The organism is Vibrio sp. vnigr-6D03 (assembly GCF_002835515.1).
GTDB lineage: Bacteria > Pseudomonadota > Gammaproteobacteria > Enterobacterales > Vibrionaceae > Vibrio > Vibrio penaeicida.
This window is the reverse complement of record NZ_PIZL01000040.1, coordinates 20,557-40,821: the sequence shown is the minus strand read 5'-3', so window position 1 is coordinate 40,821 and position 20,265 is coordinate 20,557. Positions and strand designations below refer to the sequence as shown.

The following is a 20,265-nucleotide window of genomic DNA, read 5'->3' as shown; positions in this document are numbered from 1 at the left end:
GGTTAGATATCTTGAACGTCGAACTCTACCAGTGGATTCACATCGGCTTCGTAGTCAACACCTTCACAACCAAATCCGAATAACTTCAAGAACTCTTCTTTGTACTCAGCGTAGTCAGTTAGCTCTTTTAGGTTATCTGATGTGATTTGTGGCCAAAGTTCACGGCAGTACTTTTGAATGTCATCACGCAGTTCCCAGTCATCCAAACGCAAGCGGTTTTTGTCATCTACTTCTGCTGCAGAACCATCTTCTTTGTATAAACGCTCGCTGAACATACGGAAAATTTGTTCCATACAGCCTTCGTGAACGCCTTCTTCGCGCATCTTCTTAAACACCATGGCAATGTAAAGCGGCATAACCGGAATAGCGGAGCTAGCCTGAGTAACAACCGACTTAAGCACAGCAACATTTGCGCTGCCACCTGTGGTGCTAAGTTTGTCATTTAACGCTGTCGCGGCACGGTCAAGGTCCATTTTCGCTTTACCTAGTGCGCCATCCCAGTAGATAGGCCACGTTAGCTCAGTACCAATGTAGCTGTATGCTACTGTCTTACAACCTTCTGCCAAAACGCCAGCTTCTGATAGTGCTTGGATCCATAATTCCCAATCTTCACCACCCATTACTGTCACGGTATCTTTGATTTCCTGCTCGGTAGCAGGTTCAACACTCGCTTCAATGATTAGGTCTTTGTTTGTATCGACCGCTGTAGACGTGTAAGTATCGCCGATAGGCTTTAGAGATGAGCGGATCACTTCACCTGTATCAGGAAGCTTACGTACTGGAGAAGCCAGTGAGTAAACCACCATATCGATCTGACTTAGGTCTTCCTTGATCAGATCAATTGTCTTTTGTTTTGCTTCATTTGAGAATGCGTCGCCATTTAAGCTTTTTGAGTACAAGCCCTCTTCTTTCGCTAGCTTGTCAAATGCAGCAGAATTATACCAACCGGCTGTTCCTGGTTTTTTCTCTGTGCCTGCTTTTTCGAAAAACACACCAATGGTTGATGCACCACCACCGAAAGCAGCGGCAATGCGTGAAGATAGGCCGTAACCGCTTGAAGAACCAACAACGAGCACGCGCTTAGGGGCATTTTTGATAGGACCTTGTGCTTTCGTATATTCGATTTGTTCTTTTACGTTTGCTTCACAGCCAACTGGATGTGTAGTGGTACAAATGAAGCCACGAATTCTTGGTTTGATGATCATATTCATTTCCCTTTAAAAAACGTTGCTAGGATAAAAGTTTACACACCGTTTCGCACCTAATTTCTTACAAAATGAGAAAGTGGTTGGAGCTGTTTGATCAAAAAAAGCGCTGCATTTCTGCAGCGCTTTTCTAATACAAGATAAATCCACGCTTACGCAACGCTATTTAGCGAAACCTCATTCGTTTTGTGAGTACGCGTTTCGACCAAATCATGGCTAAAGTGATCCACTTGAATTGCCATGTAGCGAAGTTTGTCTGCACTTAAGATTTCGTCCACTTCGACTTTATTTAAAATCTTATGCTCGAGTGCTTGCTCCAGTCGAACACTGAGTGGGGCTTTCTTGTCGATTTTTCCTTCTCTTATGCCTTGGATAACCTTGCGCTCATGACCTCTTACTTTGTACATAGCCATGAATGCATTTTCCATTAAACCAACAGGATCGTCGTTATCTTTACCGACGTAACAAAGATGAGTTAAGCGATCTCGGTGGGCTCCTGGGGTCATTAGGCTGTTCGCAATCGCAACGGCATTATCATCCGATGCTTTCTTGAATCGGTTCCCCAGAGGGAAAACCAAGAAGTTAAGGAACTTACCCGCAACTTTAGAAGGGAAGTTTGAATACGCTTCTTGCAACGACTGAGCAGCATGGTGAAGACAATGATTCATGGCGTAATGGACGTAATCCAAATCGGACTGCTGTCTACCGTCGTCCTCGTATTTCTTCAGCACTGCTGAACCCATGAATAAATAGCTAAGACCATCTCCCAATCGGGCGGAAATCATCTCTTTTCTCTTGAGTTCCCCACCGAGTGTCAGCATGGCAACATCTGCACTGATAGCCAAGGCACGGCTTAAGCGAGTCATGTGTTGGTAGTACTCTTTTGTTTCGCCGCTCATAGATGCCGAAACAAACTTAGAACCCGTTAGGGCAGCACCAAAAGCGCCAAAAGCATTCTTTGTTGCGTGACCTATGTGTTTGAAAAGCAAGTCATCAAACTCTTTAGCTCCTTCTTTGGAGTCTGGATTCGCTGCCGCTTCCATTTCCTTCAATACATAAGGATGACATCGCGTTGCACCTTGACCAAATATCATCAGGTTGCGGGTCAAAATGTTCGCCCCTTCCACCGTAATCGCGACTGGAATTCCTGAATAATGGTGCGCCAGGTAATTCATCGGTCCTGTTTGAATCGCACGACCTGCGTGAATGTCCATGGAATCGTTCAGAATATCCCGCGCAATTTCCGTCATGTGATATTTGGCGATAGCGGTAACAATCCCTGGCTTTTCCTTCATGTCCAATGAGGTTGTTGTTAGGGTGCGGGTGGCTTCAAGAAGGTACGTAAGTCCTCCAATGCGACCCATGGCTTCAGCTACACCTTCGAACTTACCAATTGACATACCAAATTGTTTACGGACGTATGCGTATGCACCCGTCGTACGCGCAGATAAGTGCCCAATCGATGTGCCAAGGGCTGGTAGTGAAATACCACGACCTGCAGAAAGGCATTCCACCAGCATCCGCCAGCCCTTTCCGGCATATTCAGAACCACCGATTAACCATTCCATAGGAATAAAAACATCGTTTCCGCGAGTTGGTCCATTCATAAACGCCAGACCAAGTGGATCGTGACGCTCACCCAATTCAACCCCTTGGTGATCAGCTGGAATTAGCGCACACGTAATACCCAAGTCAGGGTTATCCCCAAGTAGACCATCTGGATCTTTAAGCTTGAATGCTAAACCCAATACCGTCGCGACTGGTGCGAGGGTAATATAACGCTTGTTCCAACTAAGCCGAATACCAAGCACTTCTTTACCGTCATGTTCGCCCATACAAACAGTTCCTTGATCAGGTATACCACCTGCGTCAGAGCCTGCTTCAGGACCGGTTAAAGCGAAACAAGGAATATCACGACCATCAGCCAGACGCGGCAACCAGTAGTCTTTTTGTTCCTGTGTTCCGTAGTGCGAAAGCAATTCACCAGGACCAAGTGAGTTTGGCACCATTACGCACACCGCGGCGCTGATGCTCTTTGTAGCAATCTTGGTCACAATGGTGGAATTGGCTAAAGAAGAAAACTCCCGTCCACCGTACTCTTTGGAAATAATCAATGAAAAGAAGCGCTCTTTCTTCAAATAGTCCCAAACTTCTTCCGGAAGATCTCGATCATGCCTGACGATTTGGTCATCATTCAGCATTGAGAGCAACGTTTCTAATTCATTATCAACGAAGCTTTGCTCTTCATCCGTCAGTTCGGGTTTAGGATATTGATGCAACATATGCCAATTTGGGGAACCGCCAAACAGTTCGCCATCCCACCATACGCTGCCTGCTTCCATTGCCTCTTTCTCGGTGTCAGAGAGTGGTGGAAGCACTTTTTTGAAGAATTTGAACGCAGGGTCACTGACCCATTTTCTTCTTAGTTGTTTTAGAGAGCTCATGTTTCAGTCCTTTTGTTTCTTTATATAACTGATATTTATTTTTATTGGTTAGGTTCTGTTGACCTGTTTTTTAGTTTACGGCAACGCCTGCCGCTAAATAGGGTATGAGTTGGTCAATGATGGCTTCTGAGTCCACCTGTTTATCAAAATCATTAAAAGCAATTTCGGCTAATGCTTGGCTTGAAGCCATGGTGAATACACACGTTCCTAGAGTGAAGTGTAGCCGCCAGAAAAGTGTTTCAGGAGTCAGGGAGGGGTTCGCTTTGCTAACCGAAGAGGTAAATTGAGTTAGTACTTCGTCATAACGCGTGGTAATGAACCAACGTAAGTGCCCCTGTACATCGGTATACCCTCGCCCAATCAATGACATGAATCGGCTCGCTCCGTTCGGACGAAGCGTGTTTAAAGAAAGAAGAGGCTGTTTTAACGTTTGGAAGACCTCTTCCATTGAATAGTCCTTTGATTGATTTAGCTCGGAAAGCGCCTTCCCTAATGCAGGCATGAAAGCCTCTAAATATCTATTGAGCACAGCTCGTACTAAAGTCTTTTTGTCTCCAAAATGATAATTAACAGAAGCTAAGTTCACGTTCGCTTTACTTGTTATGGTTCTTAACGAAGTATCATTAAAGCCATGTTCAGCAAAGAGCGCTTCTGCAACATCTAAGATTTTGTCTTTGGTTTTATTCTTTGCACTCATTTCAATCACTCGTATTAAACGCTTGTTTGAAAATATACTCCTCTACAACTTATTTAACAAGGCGATAACATCACAAATCCATCACCTCATCGGTAACCGCTTTTAGAAACTGGAAAAATTTTTAAAATAATTTTGAACTAAACGAATTTTGGTCAGTCCTAATTTATGTAACAAGCAGAGCATTTTGAGTTTAGGGCCGTATTAGACTGATTTAATCACTGTAACTTGTTACAAACGCTGCTTTTTTCTTATTAACTCCTATTTGTATCCGCCCAAACCCTTGTGGTTTGGGCTTTTTTTATCATTCAAACTTGCTCGCATTTCCCACATAAAACAATTTAATAATTAGCTCAGTAAATTTTCACACCCGTTATCCAAAAATCACACCAACGCTGATTTGTTACCTTTAATATATTGTTTATTAGATAGAAATAAATAACATTATTTTTTGTAATGATTTCTTATCACAGTCTTCTATATTTTATTCTGAGGCTTACATTAGGGAGACATTACATGAACAAAGTCATCGTTGGCGGCTTACTTACCTTAGTTATGGTTTTAGGACTAAGTGGCTGTGACAGTAGTAGTTCTGCTGCTCAATCCCAAGCAACACCAACTTCTCAGTTGGTTCTTCCAGAACAATTGGAGGTTGTGACTAATGAAAACAATTAAAATATTACTCGCCAGTAGCGTTCTTTTCTCTGGAGCAGGGTTGGCGGCTTTCGACGATACTGGAACCGATTACTCAAATGCTAACCAGAGGTCACATGTGTGGATTGAGGCGTTAGAGCCTATTGAGCTCGTAAACAGCATTTTGTGTTTTACTGCCCAGTTCAAAGCGACCAATTTTGCTAATCAAGGTCCCTATCTTGTTTTAGCTGATGAAGCTGCATGCTTCGATAACGAAGACGATGGCTCAACAGGGCAATCTTCTGGTGCCGCTAATTCCCCCGCTTATCTAAAAGCGGTGGCAAACGTTACTCGTGCGTCAGACAGTGACCCTCTTGTGATTAATGTCTGGATTCCGGAGATGTCCGGTGGTGATGGCGACCAAGCCATCAAATTTAAAGCCGAAGTGACATCTGGCGCGAGTGAAAGTAATCCATTTGGTGCCTTTACATTTAATTTCGAACTTTTCGACCAATTGGAAGGCACACAAAATGGGGCCGGTGAAATTGTTGCCTCGGACTCCGTCGAAAACTCCATTGGGTTTACTTTATATGAGTCCAGTACACGAGGAGCTGACACATATGTCCAAAGCGCAAGTGTGGTAATGAGCGCCGATCGCTCAACGGGTAGCGCTATTACTTCAGCCGATCGTGGCAGTAATACTGGCAGTGCATACGCTTTAGCGTTCAATTCCAACAATGTATTGATCCAAAACGCCACAGACATTGACAGCCTCCCCTTTAAAACGGGTAGTAATACCGGGCAATGTCTAGACAGAACGCAGTTCAATGATTCCGTACATAGATACGATTTGTTTAACGCATCGACAGGCGCCAGTATCTCGCTAAACAGCGGATTCTCTTTCCGCTATGACAGCAACAACGATACACAAGTAGATGCCTACGGACATGTTGGGTACTGGGGAGTATGGACAGAAGGTGATACTACACTACCAAACGGGACAACTTTAGTAGCCGAAGATGAAAGTACAGGGACAAGTCAAAACTACACGTTAGTTACAGCACCAGGACGCTTAATTAAAAATGAAGTGAAAACGCTTGCTTTAAGTAATGCTCGTGGCGTTATTTTTTCATATTGGGACTCAAGTGTTTATAGCGCTGGTTACAATCAATGGGTTGTGAAATATCTCACGGTCAATGACGACTCTGTTGGCACTGATGGATTCTATATTACTGACGGACTTAACTGGGGGGATAACGGGCAACAAATCACAGATGTTACTGATCAGCTGATATCGATATCCGCAGGTGAGTCTATCTACATGTGGTCGGAGCAACTAGGGGGAGAAGTAAAATACTTATATGGTAGTACAAGCTTAACTTTCTACGAACAAACCTTCATCAATGGCAGCGAAGTAGGAACAGGAGATCTACTGGAGACAGGCTCTGTTTCCCTCAAGTGTTTTGACCGATGCCCTGTCGGTACGCTTGATTTGAGCGATTTAGCGAACTTTGATGGTTCAGGTAGCCCGTATTCGGCACAAGTCGCCAACGTTGCTTCTGCTATTGATTTCTCATTCTCTGACTCAGGCAGTAACGCACTAACACTAATGCGAACAAGTAATAGCGAGCCCGTTCAATACAACTCCTCCATTACCAAGCAACAGCTAAATAACTCACCTTACAACTGGGGTGTGAGATCAGGGCCCATGGTAACAAGTGACATTGCAGCAACCATGACTAACATTTGGGATATTTACGACCCTAGTGTTGTGACCACCTATTACGTTTGGGAAACAGGGATCAGCCAATGGAACCAGCTTTCCACTGTTCGTAATAGCCAAAACAATATTGTCACCTTTGATAAACCAATTCAGTTCAGTTATACGCACAGTAATGGTAATGACCGCTCCGGTAGCGCAGGAAGCTATGCTGGGCAAACGTTCATGCTGAACTATGGCGGTAATGGTGACTTGTGGGGAATTCCCTATGAGAAGCAAGGTAACCAATATCGACCTAAGTTCTCATTGGCGGATGGTACGCTTGTTGGCCCTAGCGACATCTACGTGGTAAAAGCAATTGAAATCGAGCAGCAAATGCAAGACGCTACTGGGCAATGTACTGCACTAACCCTCGAGGAGCCCGCTGTGTCTGTGCCCACCTCCATCTCTGGTAATGCCAATATTGGGGTGATGCCAACGGTATCGGGCGAGCCATCTGTCATTGCAGGAGAGATCGTAGAATAAACGAATGTGCCCAAACTCAAAAAGCTCAATGCATCGGTTTTCACCCTCTGCATTGAGCTTTTTTCATGTTTCTGTTTTATACCCAGATACTTTTGGTTTGATAAGGCGAGTTAGGAAAGCGGGCGTAAGTAAGCCAGAAATCTTTTCTCTGCGACTTTGAAGCAACCCAAAATGATAAAGGTTAGTCCCATATAGAACAGCCCAGCCGTTAAAAATGATTCGAAGGGAGCGTAGTAACGTGAGTTCACCAACCTAGCCGCCCCCGTCAAATCCATGATGGTAACGATGCCTGCTACTGCCGAGCCATGAAGCATAAATATCACTTCATTACTGTATGCTGGCAGTGCTCTTCTTAAGGCACTTGGTAAAATAATTCTCCGATATGTCTTCCAAGTACTCATTCCGTATGCTTTTGCAGCTTCAACTTCCCCTTTAGGGAGCCCATTTATCGCGCCACGTATAATTTCAGCAGTATAAGCCGAAGTATTCAAAACAAACGCAACAAGCGCACAGAACCAAGCGTGTTCCCACAGCGTATCTTTCACCGGAAAGAACTGATCCATCCCATAATAAATCAGATAGAGCTGAACCAAGAGCGGAGTTCCACGAAAGAAATAAATGAAACCCCAAGAAGGCGTACTGATCAGATAATTCGCACTATTGCGCGCTACCGCCAAAGGTATCGCAACCATCAACCCAGTGATCAGTGCCAAACCGACTAACCATACTGTGGTCCATAAACCTTCTAAGTAAACCGGGAAACTTTCTATTATCAATGAAAAGTCCATGGGATTACCTCGCGTGAATACTGAACTTACGCTCTACAAGCTTTAGGAAGCCAGTAGAAACGCTGGTAAAAATGAGGAAGATAACGGCAACAGTCATGTAAAAAGTGAAAGGCATTTTAGTTGAGCCCGCAGCCAAAGAGCTTACACGAACCATATCTTCTAAACCGATAATGGATACCAGAGCCGTCGTTTTGAGCAATACCAGCCAGTTATTACCGAAACCAGGCAATGCATGTCGAATCATTTGAGGCAACAAGATACGTCGAAAAGCGAGAACACTACTCATGCCATACGCTTTACCGGCTTCGAGCTCACCTTTGTCCACTGCCATGATAGCGCCACGAAATGTCTCCGCCATGTAGGCCCCGAATATAAACCCTATCGTCAACACGCCTGCAACAAACGGGCTCACATCAATGTAATCCGGTAGGTAGGACACCCACTCATGGTCTGGGTTGCTAGACGTCATCCACTCGTTCAACCATTCGTTAATCGAATACAAACTATTATTGAGAAGAATCTGACCACCGAAGAAAATCAACATCATCAGCACAAGATCAGGAATGCCTCGAATGACGGTGGTGTACAACGTAGCGATGGCACGAGCCCAACGATAAGGTGCGAGTTTGGCGAGTGCGCCTAGCATTCCTAATGCCATTGCAAGAATCAGTGACAGGATCGCGACTTCAATTGTAAGTAACGCGCCCTTTAATATCGAGACTTCGTATCCTTGAAGATCCAGCATATTTACATCCAGTAATACAACGAGCTGAGAAGAAAAATAAGACCGTTTTTTTGAAGTAGCAGAGGCTAAAAAGCCCCTGCTTTTGTCATCTAATCTAATCTTCTTTATTGAATAGAAAAGCGGAAATTAATCGCCGTATACGTCGTAATTGAAGTATTTAGCAGCAATATCTTGATAAATACCTTTCTCGCGTAGAGACTTGATTGCTTTATCAAGTTTAGCCGTAAGATCTTTATCTTGTTTACGGACTGCGATACCAAAGCCTTCACCAAACCATTTTGGATCAGTTAGCGAAGGACCCACAAACTCATAAGCTTCCCCACCGTCTTTGTTAAGCACGCCTTCTTCAAGTGCAGAGGCATCACCCAAAACCGATGCGATTCGGCCATTTGCTAAATCTAAGTAAGCCTCATCAAAAGAACCGTAACGTACAATCTCAACTGCCTTGTAGTTATCTGTTAGGTATTTGTCGTGCGTTGTAGCACGCTGAACACCAATCTTCACACCATCAAGGTTGTCGAAGTTAATATTTGCACCTTTTTTGGCAATGAATTTGTTTGGAATCAGTGCGTATTTACCAGTGAAATCGATTTTCTTTTTACGTTCTTCAGTGATAGACATTGCCGCAATGATCGCATCGTATTTGCGAGCGAGAAGTGAAGGGATAATACCATCCCAGTCTTGTGGAACGATTTTACATTTCACAGCCATCTCTTTACACAGAGCATTGGCCATATCGACATCAAAACCCTTCAACGAGCCATCAGCTTCCGTCCAACTAAACGGAGGATAAGCTCCTTCAATTCCAAAACGTACTGTCTTCCAATCCTTTGCTTGAACAGTACCAGCAATAGCCGTAGCTGCTAAAGTTGCAGCGAGTAACCATTTTTTCATTTCCATACTCCTGTGAATGGTTTCAAATATTGTGTTTACTTACTTTGGTGCTTAGTGACCAATTATTCTTAAATCAATACTTAAGCAAACAATGCTTAATAAATTGAAGATATAAACTGCTGAAGCCTTTCGGATTCAGGGTTTGTAAATAGTTTAGATGGATCTCCCTGTTCTTCCACCAAGCCTTGATGCAAAAACATGACATGATTAGAAACATCACGAGCAAAAGCCATTTCATGTGTGACGACAAGCATGGTTCTACCTTCTTCCGCGAGATCACGCATAACCCCCAACACTTCACCTACAAGCTCTGGATCTAGTGCCGACGTCGGCTCGTCAAACAACATAACTTCTGGATCCACAGCGAGTGCTCTTGCAATTGCCGCACGCTGCTGCTGCCCACCAGACAGGTGACCAGGGTAATAATCTTTACGTTCGTAGAGACCCACTTTCTTCAGCAGTTCTTCTGCCTTTTCTTTCGCTTCCGCTTTTGGCACACCCAACACATGCACAGGTGCTTCAATGACGTTCTCTAAAACGGTCATGTGTGACCATAGGTTAAACCCCTGAAAAACCATTGCTAAACGAGAACGGATTCGTTGCACTTGCTTTTCATTTGCGGGGAGAGATTCGCCGCGACGATTTTGCTTCATTTGGATCAACTCGCCGTTAACCCATATTTCGCCAGCAGTAGGCGTCTCAAGCAAGTTGATACATCTAAGGAAGGTACTCTTTCCTGAACCGGAAGAGCCGATAATTGAAATTACGTCCCCTTTATGGGCTTCTAGTGAAATGCCTTTTAAAACTTCGTTCTGTCCGAATGTTTTGTGCAGTTCTTTTATATCCAGCGCGATTACATCCTTCATGCGCTTTTACTCCCTGTATTTTTCCGACTGCAAGGTACTCCGACCTCTAATTGTGTTACAAGCTAGCATCCAAGAAACCTTCTTGCAACATATTATTAACTTTGAAGTTTTCATTATTCAGACAATATAACTGAATAAGTATTCATCGACCAGACTTTATCATCAGCAAATCTGGATAATGATGTAAAAAGAGCCTCTTTAATGAGGCTCTTAAAAGTTAACTTGAGTCACACATAAATACGAAATTAATCTTGCTAGAAAAACCCTCGTACGTTTAGCGAATTACCTTGAGACTTTCGTATAGTTTGAGTGACGTAATGTATTTGCTTGCGAAACAATTTGGTTTGGTAACGCCAAGTCGCGAACCGTGTCACTGGCGCTTGCACCTGTGTCTGTCATAACATAACGAGCAAAATTCAAATCTAAAGTCGCAACTTCGAACGCTGAAGTACTAACGCTGTTGCTGTTAGATGCACTGATGTTGGGTAAATTCAGTTGTGGAATTTTAGTATTACCATTTGTAGATACAGAATAGATCGCGTGAGTTAGTGTTGAACCAGTTACCGTCGAGTTGTATTGAGCTCGTGTAATCAGCGATTTACCTGATGTTGACACTCCAGCGTTAATGAAGCTGTGACCTAACGCATCTTGTTGTATGGTAGGTGCTGTATCGTTCAAGCTTAATGAGTCAGGCAACTGTATGTCTAAAGTGCTGCCTACCACACCATTTACTGTAAAATTCCAACTTGTAGAAGACGTTCCTTTTGCACGGTAATTAAACGTTAAATCGGAATTCGATTTGATAGTGAACGCGCTACCTGATGCTGAAGGGTTTTCCCAAGAATAGTTGTAAGGAGATTTGTGAAGGTTAACACCTATAGAATTCCATGTGTGACCAGAAGTTTGTAAAGAGCCGTCCACACTTTCCGTAAGGGCCTGAATTTGCTTAACACTCCCAAAGGCAGCTGGCGTTAACTCTGTCACTTCAGCGTATCCAACAAGGTCAGTATTATTGTAAGCCCTCACCAATACTGGCTCGCTTGTTAACGCTTTTATTTCATGGGAAGTTGAATTAACTACCCCGCTATTGCCCTGTGTTGAAGCATAGTCATAACCCGTCACTGTAAGACCTAGTACCCCTACAGAGGCATACCCTTCCTTAGTGTTAGACGACTGATTTGCCGAATAGCATTGAACGTTGCCTTGGTTACGACCAACATTAATAGTGTGATTACTCAATAGATTACGTTGAATAGACAACGCTTTGTAATAGTGGTCCGTCTCGCTAGGTGAATCTATCACAGTTATGAAGCCACCCGTCGGTACCAATGTTTTATCAACTTTAAGATATCCTGAAGATGGCACCGTAAGCTGCCTATTAATCGTTCCATCGGCATTGTTAATCTGTGCAGTTAGATCACTTGCAAGCTTGCCATAGGTGTAAGTTGTTGTTGAACCGCTCGTGCTTTCTGAAAAAACCGTACAACCGGCCACTTCACTTGCTGTTGTCGTTGTTAAAAGCTGTAAAAACTGAAAGTTAAAATACTCCGGTGTTGGCGGTGGAGTAGGCTCAGGTGCTGGAGGTGTTGGTGGCTTACTATTACTGCCTGTGCTGCTTTTGCTTTCTGAGCCGCAACCAGACAACGCCACCAATGAGGCGACGACAATGGCGCTATACTTTACTTTGTTCATTCTTTGTCCCCAAAAGTGGCAACCTATTGCCACTGCAAGTTCATTTCTCTGTATAGGGGGATTAAAGCAAATATCAAGCCATCTCTATTAGCTCACAAGAATTAACATCAAAATCAAAACAACAAGCTTTCAAAAGCATATTTACCACACTGGAAATAATTAAATTCTCTCTCATCCCATAGCCTTAATGATAAAAATCATGTTTTTATTATCCGGGCTGATAGGTGCATCGCAAATCTTGTATCTTTCCAAAAATAAACGTAACCAACTTACGTATTCTGTCCTGCTTCTGATGCTTGCACCACCGTATTGTAATTTTATTTCATCTTTAGCTTTAAAGTGATCAAGATCAATCATTCAAAAGTGGCTATTGATAAACTCGCATTAGACGAAAAAACAAGAAATTAGTCTGAAATTTAGTTTCATATTATGCAAAACTAGCTCAATTATTTCGTGCTACTAATTAGACTGATGAATGGTGCCATCTTTGCACTAATTCATCGCTTTGAAGAATTACTAACTTTAAGAAAACGAGGATTCTATGTCCGACGCCGTCCATAAAGACAACTCAGACGCGATAGATGAAAAAAGCTATAGCGAACTGCATAGACCAGCTTCAGAATTCGACAGTCGTTCCGATTATCTAGATCACGAGCTTCAAATTATGAAGCCTCGTCGTTATGGTTTGAACCTACCTGGTCGCGATTTCCGATTTGAACTTGAGGATCTGGTCCCAGCATTAGCGGGCACCATTGGTATTATCGCGATGTACTCCGCCGTAATGATGTCGTGGGCAGACGGTCTAACTGCTGCTTGGGATCATGTCAATCTCGGTAAAGAATTTGCCATTGAAGTCGCACGAGTAGAAATGCTCATTCCTGCTCTTCTTTTTTGTATTCTGGCCTCTGGATTTATAAACCCTAGAGCAAACTTAGCCGGTAACCACGGTCCAATGATTCCGCTAATCGGTACGATTGCTCTTGCCGGTGCTCACCCTCTTGCTCTCGCAATTCTTCTTGGTGTCTTTGGTCTACTTCTCAGCTACTTCAAGGGAGGTTCAAAACTGGTTAACCTCACCTCAGAAGGTACTGCTGGGGGCTTACTCATATTCCTCGGCTTTACTGGAACCATGAGCCAAATCGGCTCTATTCAAAGCTGGGCGACAGGTCTACAGTCGGCAGATGTAGCGGCTGGCAGCATGGGATACGTTGGTTTAGTTGTGCTGGCGGTAACCATCGTTATTTACGCGTTTCTTGCGAAAATAAACATGCGTTGGTTAGCCATACCTGTGTGTGCCGCTGTCGGTTTGGTGATTGCTTTAGCGCTAGGTGCTAGTTTCGACCTTAAATTCGAAACTGAAATGGGCTTACCTAACCTGAACCCTGTTTACTGGTGGGGCAGTACGGAAACAGGTTGGCAGTTAGGTTTACCTACCATGCAGCATTTTATTGCTTCGTTACCTTTCGCCATTCTAGCCGTTGCGATGTGGTCGCCAGATTTCCTTGGACACCGAATTTTCCAAGAACTGAACTACCCAAAACGTACAGACAGAGTGCTGATGGACGTAGATGACACCATGACCATGTGTTCGGTTCGCCAAATGGTTGGTACAGCAGTCGGTGGCGGTAACATCACTTCATCATGGGGTACTTACATGATCCCAGCAGCCATCGCCAAACGTCCAATTCCTGCTGGTGCTATTTTGCTTGGCTCACTGTGTATCATTGTTGCCATTCTTGGTTTCCCAATGGATGTAGCGGTTTGGCCGCCAGTTATGCGAGTAGCACTGTTAGTTGGTGTATTCCTTCCGCTTCTTGAAGCAGGTATGCAGATGGTGAAAGACACGAAAGACTCACAAGCTGCCGGTATCTGTATTTTTGGCAGTGCCGTTGTTAACCCTGTACTTGCTTGGGCAATCACCATGTTGCTAGACAACAACGGTCTTATCGGTGACAAAGAGCGTTCAAAAAAACTTTCTTTTATAGACAGAGTTGTGATCCCTGGTGGTGTACTCGTTATCTGTCTAGTTGCTATGCTGGCAGTTGGTATGCTTGAAAGCCAATACGGTCTGACATCTTGGCTATAAATTAAAATATTTTGTGGGTGGCAAGCTTTGTCACCCACTTTTTATCAATTTTTTTTGATATTTATTGATTTAGTTTAAGGTTTGCAAAAATTTTTTAGCCTATTCTCAGAAACGAAGAAAAGAGAAAGCACTTTTCAAATTGAAGGTAAAAATGAATAACCAGTAACAACATGTATGGTTTCATGAAGAAAAGTCGAGACTATTCATATTGTTATTAATTAGAGTGTACTGCTCCTTAAGAAAAGGATAGCTGGCTCAACGGCGAAGACAGTACGGTTTTTTACTACTAAAAAGGTAGGTATGTCATGGCAGAGCAATTTGCTAAAGCTTGGGAAGGTTTTGCTGAAGGTGACTGGCAAAACGAAGTTAACGTTCGTGATTTCATTCAAAAGAACTATACGCCATATGAAGGCGACGAATCTTTCCTAGTATCTGAAGGCACTGAAGCAACAAATGCGCTTTGGGCTAAAGTAATGGAAGGTATTAAACTAGAAAACAGCACACACGCGCCTGTTGATTTCGATACTTCTGTTATCTCTACCATCACGTCACACGATGCTGGTTACATCAATAAAGATCTTGAGACTATCGTAGGTCTGCAAACAGAAGCTCCGCTTAAGCGTGCAATCATGCCTAATGGCGGCGTGCGTATGATCGAAGGTTCTTGTAAAGCATACGGTCGTGAACTTGACCCACAAGTTTCAAAAATATTTTCTGAATACCGCAAAACACACAACCAAGGTGTTTTTGATGTCTACTCTCCAGACATCCTAAAGTGTCGTAAGTCTGGTGTTCTAACGGGTCTTCCAGATGCATACGGTCGTGGTCGTATCATCGGTGATTACCGTCGTGTTGCATTGTACGGTGTAGATTTTCTAATCAAAGACAAAGTTGCTCAATTCCACTCTACTCAAGATCAACTTGAGTCTGGTGAAGATTTGCAAATGACAATGCAACTTCGTGAAGAGATTCAGGAACAGCATCGTGCACTAGTTCAGTTGAAAGAAATGGCTGCTTCATATGGCTATGATATTTCTGCTCCAGCGACTACCGCTCAAGAAGCGATACAGTGGACATACTTTGGTTACCTAGCTGCAGTTAAATCTCAGAACGGCGCGGCAATGTCTCTAGGTCGTACTTCAACGTTCCTTGATGTTTATGTTGAGCGCGATATCGCAGCAGGCATCATCACAGAAGAACAAGCTCAAGAAATGATCGACCACTTCGTAATGAAGCTGCGTATGGTTCGCTTCCTACGTACTCCTGAGTACGATGAGCTATTCTCTGGCGACCCAATCTGGGCAACAGAATCTATGGGTGGTATGGGCGTTGATGGTCGTACGTTGGTTACACGTACTAACTTCCGTTTCCTAAACACGCTATACACTATGGGACCTTCTCCAGAGCCAAACATCACTGTACTTTGGTCTGAGCAATTACCTGAAGGCTTCAAGAAGTTCTGTGCGAAGGTATCTATTGATACGTCTTCTATCCAGTACGAAAATGACGACCTAATGCGTCCAGATTTCGACAACGATGATTACGCGATCGCATGTTGTGTATCTCCAATGATCATCGGTAAGCACATGCAGTTCTTTGGTGCTCGTGCAAACCTTGCGAAAACACTTCTATACGTTATCAACGGTGGTGTTGATGAGAAACTGAAGATGCAGGTTGGTCCGAAGAGCGAACCAATGACTGAAGAGTACCTAGACTTCGATAAAGTTTGGGCGGGTCTAGACAACCTAATGAATTGGTTAGCAAAACAGTACGTAACGGCTCTGAATGCTATCCACTACTCTCACGATAAATACAGCTATGAAGCTGCTTTGATGGCACTTCACGATCGCGATGTTCGACGCACTATGGCTTGTGGTATCGCTGGTCTATCTGTTGCTGCCGATTCTTTATCTGCGATTAAGCACACTAAAGTTAAACCAATTCGTGATGAAGACGGCATTGCCATCGATTTCGAAATCGAAGGCGATTACCCGAAATTTGGTAACAATGATTCACGTGTTGATGACATGGCATGTGAACTTGTTTCTAACTTCATGGCGAAAATCCGTAAGCTTAAGACTTACCGCAATGCAGTACCAACTCAATCTATCCTAACTATCACTTCTAACGTGGTATACGGTAAGAAGACAGGTACTACACCAGATGGTCGTAAAGCCGGTGCTCCGTTTGCTCCAGGTGCTAACCCAATGCACGGTCGTGACGAGAAAGGTGCAGTCGCCTCTCTAACATCAGTTGGTAAACTTCCGTTTGCTGATGCAAAAGATGGTATCTCTTACACATTCTCAATCGTACCAAACGCACTTGGTAAAGAAGAAGATTCGCAACGTGCTAACCTTGCTGGTCTAATGGATGGTTACTTCCACCATGAGACAGGTATTGAAGGTGGACAGCACTTAAACGTGAATGTTCTTAACCGTGAAACGCTAGAAGATGCTGTTAAGCACCCAGAGAACTACCCTCAGCTAACAATCCGTGTATCGGGCTACGCTGTTCGTTTCAACTCTCTGACCACTGAACAGCAGAAAGACGTTATTGCTCGTACTTTCACTGAATCTCTATAATCACTGAGTTCTAAAATACAAGCCCCCGAAAATTCGGGGGCTTTTTTTGCGTTTCTAATAGGCATATACCCAAGTAACTAAACTGCAAATTGATTGCATTCTTTAATTAATACACCAGATCGTTCATCTACTCGGCTGCTCGCCTCTCTAAGCTGGGTATTATTTTCTTCAATTGTGCTCATTGAGGAAGAAATTTGAGACATGCTATCCGCCATAGATTGACTGGTCGTTGCCAACTCTTTAATCGATGATGAAATTCGCTCGGTTTGCTCCGTTGCCTCGGTAACTTGCTCAGTAATCAACTTCAACGCTTCCATCGCTTCATGCCCTTTCTCTCGACCCTGTTGCATTGAAGATTCGGACTGCCCAATGTATTGAATCACTTCAGCACTCTCTTTTTTCATGGTTTCAATCGTGCCCGATATTTCGGCGACAGCATCAACAGTTCTCACGGCTAAACTTCGAACTTCATCTGCCACAACAGCAAAACCTCTGCCTTGTTCACCCGCTCGTGCAGCTTCGATAGCGGCATTCAGAGCGAGCAAATTGGTTTGTTCAGCAATACCATTAATAATATCCATAACGGAATCCACTTTTGAAGAGGCGTCCTCAAGAGCATTGATATGAGTGGCTGCACTTCCGAGTATTTTCCCAATATCCTCAATTGAATCTATCGCGCTGGTAATGATCGTTGCCCCCTCTTGCGCCGACTCACTGGATTTCTCACTCACTTGCACCACCAAATCCAGGCTACTTGATACTTCTTGGGTAGTAACGCTTACTTCCTCCGTTGCCGAAGCCAATACTTGAGTTTGACCAACAACATCGTGTTGACTTGCCACCAAATCATCCAACCCAGAATTCAATTCATTCGCGTTGGATGCTAGCGCATGGCTGCTGTGCTGCACGCCTTTAACCAACTTACCTAAGTTTTCACAAGCTTGGTTAATGTTGAGTGCCAAACGATTGAACTCATCGTTTTTATTGTTCGAAACGGGCATTCTCTGTGACAAATCTCCGTTGGAAACAAGCTCGAGAATCTGCGTTACCTTTTTAAGCGCTCGGGATATGGATATGTTCTGTGATACAAAAATAAACAAAGTAAACAGAGCTAAAACGAGACAAGCGATCAGTGTAGAAAGTTGCACTGTAGAAGACGTTTGCTGGGCGGCCTGTCCATACTCCGCACTGATCACATTCATTTTCGCGCCTAGCTGTCTAACGACAGTTTGCACATCTTTCTGTCGTTGAAAAAGTGACTCTTCGACAGATTCTAGTTCAACGGACAGTTCACTCACACGAGCAGAATGCTCTTTAAATAGCTCCACTTCTTTTTCATATAAGTCGAGCATTGCGTATGAATTTGACATATTGATAAACATCGCCAACGCACGGTTGAAGTACTTTAGATTTTCTTCATTGGGTTGCAAAAGATAAGTTTGCTGTGTCTTCACCATGTTCTGAAAATCGGAGTTTATACTCACCATTCCCGTTTCAGCAATCTTTGCCTCTATGGTATTGGCTAGCTGTTTTAATTCACCCAATTTTCCATCATCAACATTAAACCCCATCTCTTGCCTTATCGCTAACCATGGTGCCAATGCATCCTGATACGCCGAAATAGACTGAACAAAGCTTTCTGCTCCATCGTGCAGCCCAACCTCTGCTAGCATCGTTTTTTTCCCCAATGCCTTTTGAGAGATATCTTCAAGCATGGTGTTAATTTCTTCGACCTGCTCTCCAGTCATATTGTTTAAGCGCGCCGCTAAATCCAATAAACTGATTTGCGTTTGACCGATTTCGGCAACGCCTTCGTGAATAACCCCCTGATTTTGATACTGATTAGTTACCGAGCTGATTTTTATTGAAATAAACACCGATAACCCAGCAAAACCTACCATCAGCGCTGCTAGGTATATCCATACTTTTTGCTTCTGTGAGAGCGCAAAACTTGTCATCACTCCCTCCTCTACTTTGGAAATTCAGACTAATAAACCAATGTTGGTACATTCAATGTTCGAAAGTACTATTAAGTATACGACGACACTTTAGTTTAATTTACAATTTTCTAACATTTGATTGTTGACAAATGCATCATTAATTATTTCAAACTTCTACACATGTCTCTTTTTGCAAAAAGTTATTCGCTTCCACTTACTTGATTTATTGCATAAAAGTTGGAAAAGTCTCACATTGCGTATATCGAGTTCACTTACTAAGGAGTCAGTATTGATATGAATGCTGTCTGGGTTCCTATTATTTTACTGTCGCTGTCTTCTTTGACTGCGCAAGCCAAATCGCACTTATCTCTCACAATGGACAATGACTCTTTAGTAAGGAGCGATGAAGATTACAGTAGTGGTATTCAGTTAGGTATTCTGTCTGAATTAGATAAAAACGAGTCCAGCGAACAAAGCCACTCCTTAAGCACAATAGGTTTTGGGGATAACAATGCACGCTTTTATTGGAATCTAAACGTTGGGCAAAAACTATGGACTCCCACTGATATTGAATCCACAACACCAAAGATAAATGAGCGCCCATACTCTGGAATCAGTTTCATCAGTGGCTCATTGATCGCAAGAACAACCGAAAAACACCAAACTCTCCACGCTATGCTTGGCACAATGGGAAAAAATGCCCAAGCCGATTCTGCACAAGTGTTTGTTCATGATCTAATTGGGTCTGCTCGCCCCCAAGGTTGGGCATACCAAATTGAAGAGCCTTGGGTTTACCAATTGGGTTACAGGCAACAAAACTTGCTTCATAGAAACTCGGGTTATTTTGAAAATCACGAATCTGAGGTTAGTTGGATCAATCGAGTAGCATTAGGAAACTTTCGCTCCGAAATAGGCAGCGGCGTAATGTGGCGAATGGGCGAAGCGCTTGCCAATACTTTTGGTTCAGCAGAGATTAAATACGACAACCCAGCACATCGACTTCATCTAGATTATGGTCGCAGTGGATGGTTTGTATTTACTGGGTTAGAAGCTCGATATCGCTTTAACGACATCACAATTACAGGAAAGCGCCCCCCCCTCGTCCCACTCGTTTCTGTAACTCACTTACAGTCTACGGCTGTTTTAGGTGCTCTAGCGCATTACAAAGAGGTGGGAGTATCGCTCTCTTACTCCCTTAAAACGCCAGATTTTAAGGAAGACCAAGCTCATTTTCATGCTAACGGGTCCGTTTCCCTATTCTGGATATTCTGATGTTTTTTATACCTTTATCATTGAAAGCTATTGTTAATAGGTATCATTTCCATCTCAAACACTCAGCAATTCAATTAGCGATGTTTTGCAAAATAATAATTTTGCCCTTCAGACCAAATAACCTCAGTTTTTCCTAGGGTACAGTGCCATTTTGTAATAAAATGACAGCAAATAATTCC

14 protein-coding genes are annotated in these 20,265 nt (G+C 43.4%); 5 read left to right on the top strand and 9 right to left on the bottom strand.

Annotated features, from left to right (window positions below; genetic code table 11):
- Positions 1 to 2 precede the first annotated feature (2 nt).
- The 3 genes from fabV to CW749_RS23920 all read right to left on the bottom strand — a co-directional run bounded on the left by fabV (position 3) and on the right by CW749_RS23920 (position 4,346).
- On the bottom strand, positions 3 to 1,205 hold the full coding sequence (gene fabV / locus CW749_RS23930) for an enoyl-ACP reductase FabV (RefSeq protein WP_101114975.1): 1,203 nt from the start codon (positions 1,203 to 1,205) through the stop codon (positions 3 to 5).
- Between the two features lie 152 nt (positions 1,206 to 1,357).
- Positions 1,358 to 3,649, bottom strand: a complete 2,292-nt coding sequence (locus CW749_RS23925) for an acyl-CoA dehydrogenase (protein ID WP_101114974.1) — start codon at positions 3,647 to 3,649, stop codon at positions 1,358 to 1,360.
- Positions 3,650 to 3,719: 70 nt separating this feature from the next.
- The gene (locus CW749_RS23920) at positions 3,720 to 4,346 is read right to left on the bottom strand and encodes a TetR/AcrR family transcriptional regulator (protein ID WP_101114991.1); all 627 of its coding nucleotides are present in this window, start codon (positions 4,344 to 4,346) and stop codon (positions 3,720 to 3,722) included.
- Between the two features lie 513 nt (positions 4,347 to 4,859).
- On the opposite strand from CW749_RS23920, the gene CW749_RS28285 reads away from it, so the two are divergent.
- Positions 4,860 to 5,018: a hypothetical protein gene (locus CW749_RS28285; RefSeq protein WP_180958482.1), complete on the top strand. Its 159-nt coding sequence runs from the start codon at positions 4,860 to 4,862 to the stop codon at positions 5,016 to 5,018.
- Positions 5,005 to 7,221 carry a hypothetical protein gene (locus tag CW749_RS23915; RefSeq protein ID WP_101114973.1) on the top strand — a complete coding sequence of 739 codons (2,217 nt, stop codon included), beginning with the start codon at positions 5,005 to 5,007 and terminating at the stop codon, positions 7,219 to 7,221. The genes CW749_RS28285 and CW749_RS23915 overlap by 14 nt, the downstream gene beginning before the upstream one ends.
- A 110-nt stretch (positions 7,222 to 7,331) precedes the next feature.
- Here the strand turns inward: CW749_RS23915 and CW749_RS23910 are convergent, their stop codons facing one another.
- The 5 genes from CW749_RS23910 to CW749_RS23890 all read right to left on the bottom strand — a co-directional run bounded on the left by CW749_RS23910 (position 7,332) and on the right by CW749_RS23890 (position 12,206).
- Complete coding sequence (locus CW749_RS23910; RefSeq protein ID WP_101114972.1) at positions 7,332 to 8,009, bottom strand: ABC transporter permease; 678 nt, start codon at positions 8,007 to 8,009, stop codon at positions 7,332 to 7,334.
- A gap of 4 nt (positions 8,010 to 8,013) precedes the next feature.
- On the bottom strand, positions 8,014 to 8,754 hold the full coding sequence (locus tag CW749_RS23905; RefSeq protein WP_101114971.1) for an ABC transporter permease: 741 nt from the start codon (positions 8,752 to 8,754) through the stop codon (positions 8,014 to 8,016).
- A 126-nt stretch (positions 8,755 to 8,880) separates the two neighbouring features.
- Positions 8,881 to 9,648 carry an ABC transporter substrate-binding protein gene (locus CW749_RS23900; protein WP_317982627.1) on the bottom strand — a complete coding sequence of 256 codons (768 nt, stop codon included), beginning with the start codon at positions 9,646 to 9,648 and terminating at the stop codon, positions 8,881 to 8,883.
- 95 nt (positions 9,649 to 9,743) lie between these two features.
- Positions 9,744 to 10,514: an ATP-binding cassette domain-containing protein gene (locus CW749_RS23895; protein ID WP_101114969.1), complete on the bottom strand. Its 771-nt coding sequence runs from the start codon at positions 10,512 to 10,514 to the stop codon at positions 9,744 to 9,746.
- A gap of 282 nt (positions 10,515 to 10,796) precedes the next feature.
- Positions 10,797 to 12,206 (bottom strand): hypothetical protein, encoded by a 1,410-nt coding sequence (locus CW749_RS23890; protein ID WP_101114968.1) that lies wholly within the window; start codon positions 12,204 to 12,206, stop codon positions 10,797 to 10,799.
- A 541-nt stretch (positions 12,207 to 12,747) separates the two neighbouring features.
- Here CW749_RS23890 and CW749_RS23880 point away from each other — a divergent pair.
- A complete protein-coding gene (locus CW749_RS23880; protein ID WP_101114966.1) occupies positions 12,748 to 14,292 on the top strand; it encodes a DUF3360 family protein in 1,545 nt (514 codons plus the stop codon).
- Positions 14,293 to 14,597: 305 nt separating this feature from the next.
- Positions 14,598 to 16,874, top strand: a complete 2,277-nt coding sequence (gene pflB, locus CW749_RS23875; RefSeq protein WP_101114965.1) for a formate C-acetyltransferase — start codon at positions 14,598 to 14,600, stop codon at positions 16,872 to 16,874.
- 77 nt (positions 16,875 to 16,951) lie between these two features.
- On the opposite strand, the gene CW749_RS23870 is transcribed toward pflB, so the two are convergent.
- On the bottom strand, positions 16,952 to 18,832 hold the full coding sequence (locus CW749_RS23870) for a methyl-accepting chemotaxis protein (RefSeq protein WP_101114964.1): 1,881 nt from the start codon (positions 18,830 to 18,832) through the stop codon (positions 16,952 to 16,954).
- Positions 18,833 to 19,108: 276 nt separating this feature from the next.
- Here CW749_RS23870 and CW749_RS23865 point away from each other — a divergent pair, with 276 nt between their 5' ends.
- Positions 19,109 to 20,086, top strand: coding sequence for a lipid A deacylase LpxR family protein (locus CW749_RS23865; RefSeq protein WP_101114963.1), 978 nt, complete (start codon positions 19,109 to 19,111; stop codon positions 20,084 to 20,086).
- Positions 20,087 to 20,265: the final 179 nt, after the last annotated feature.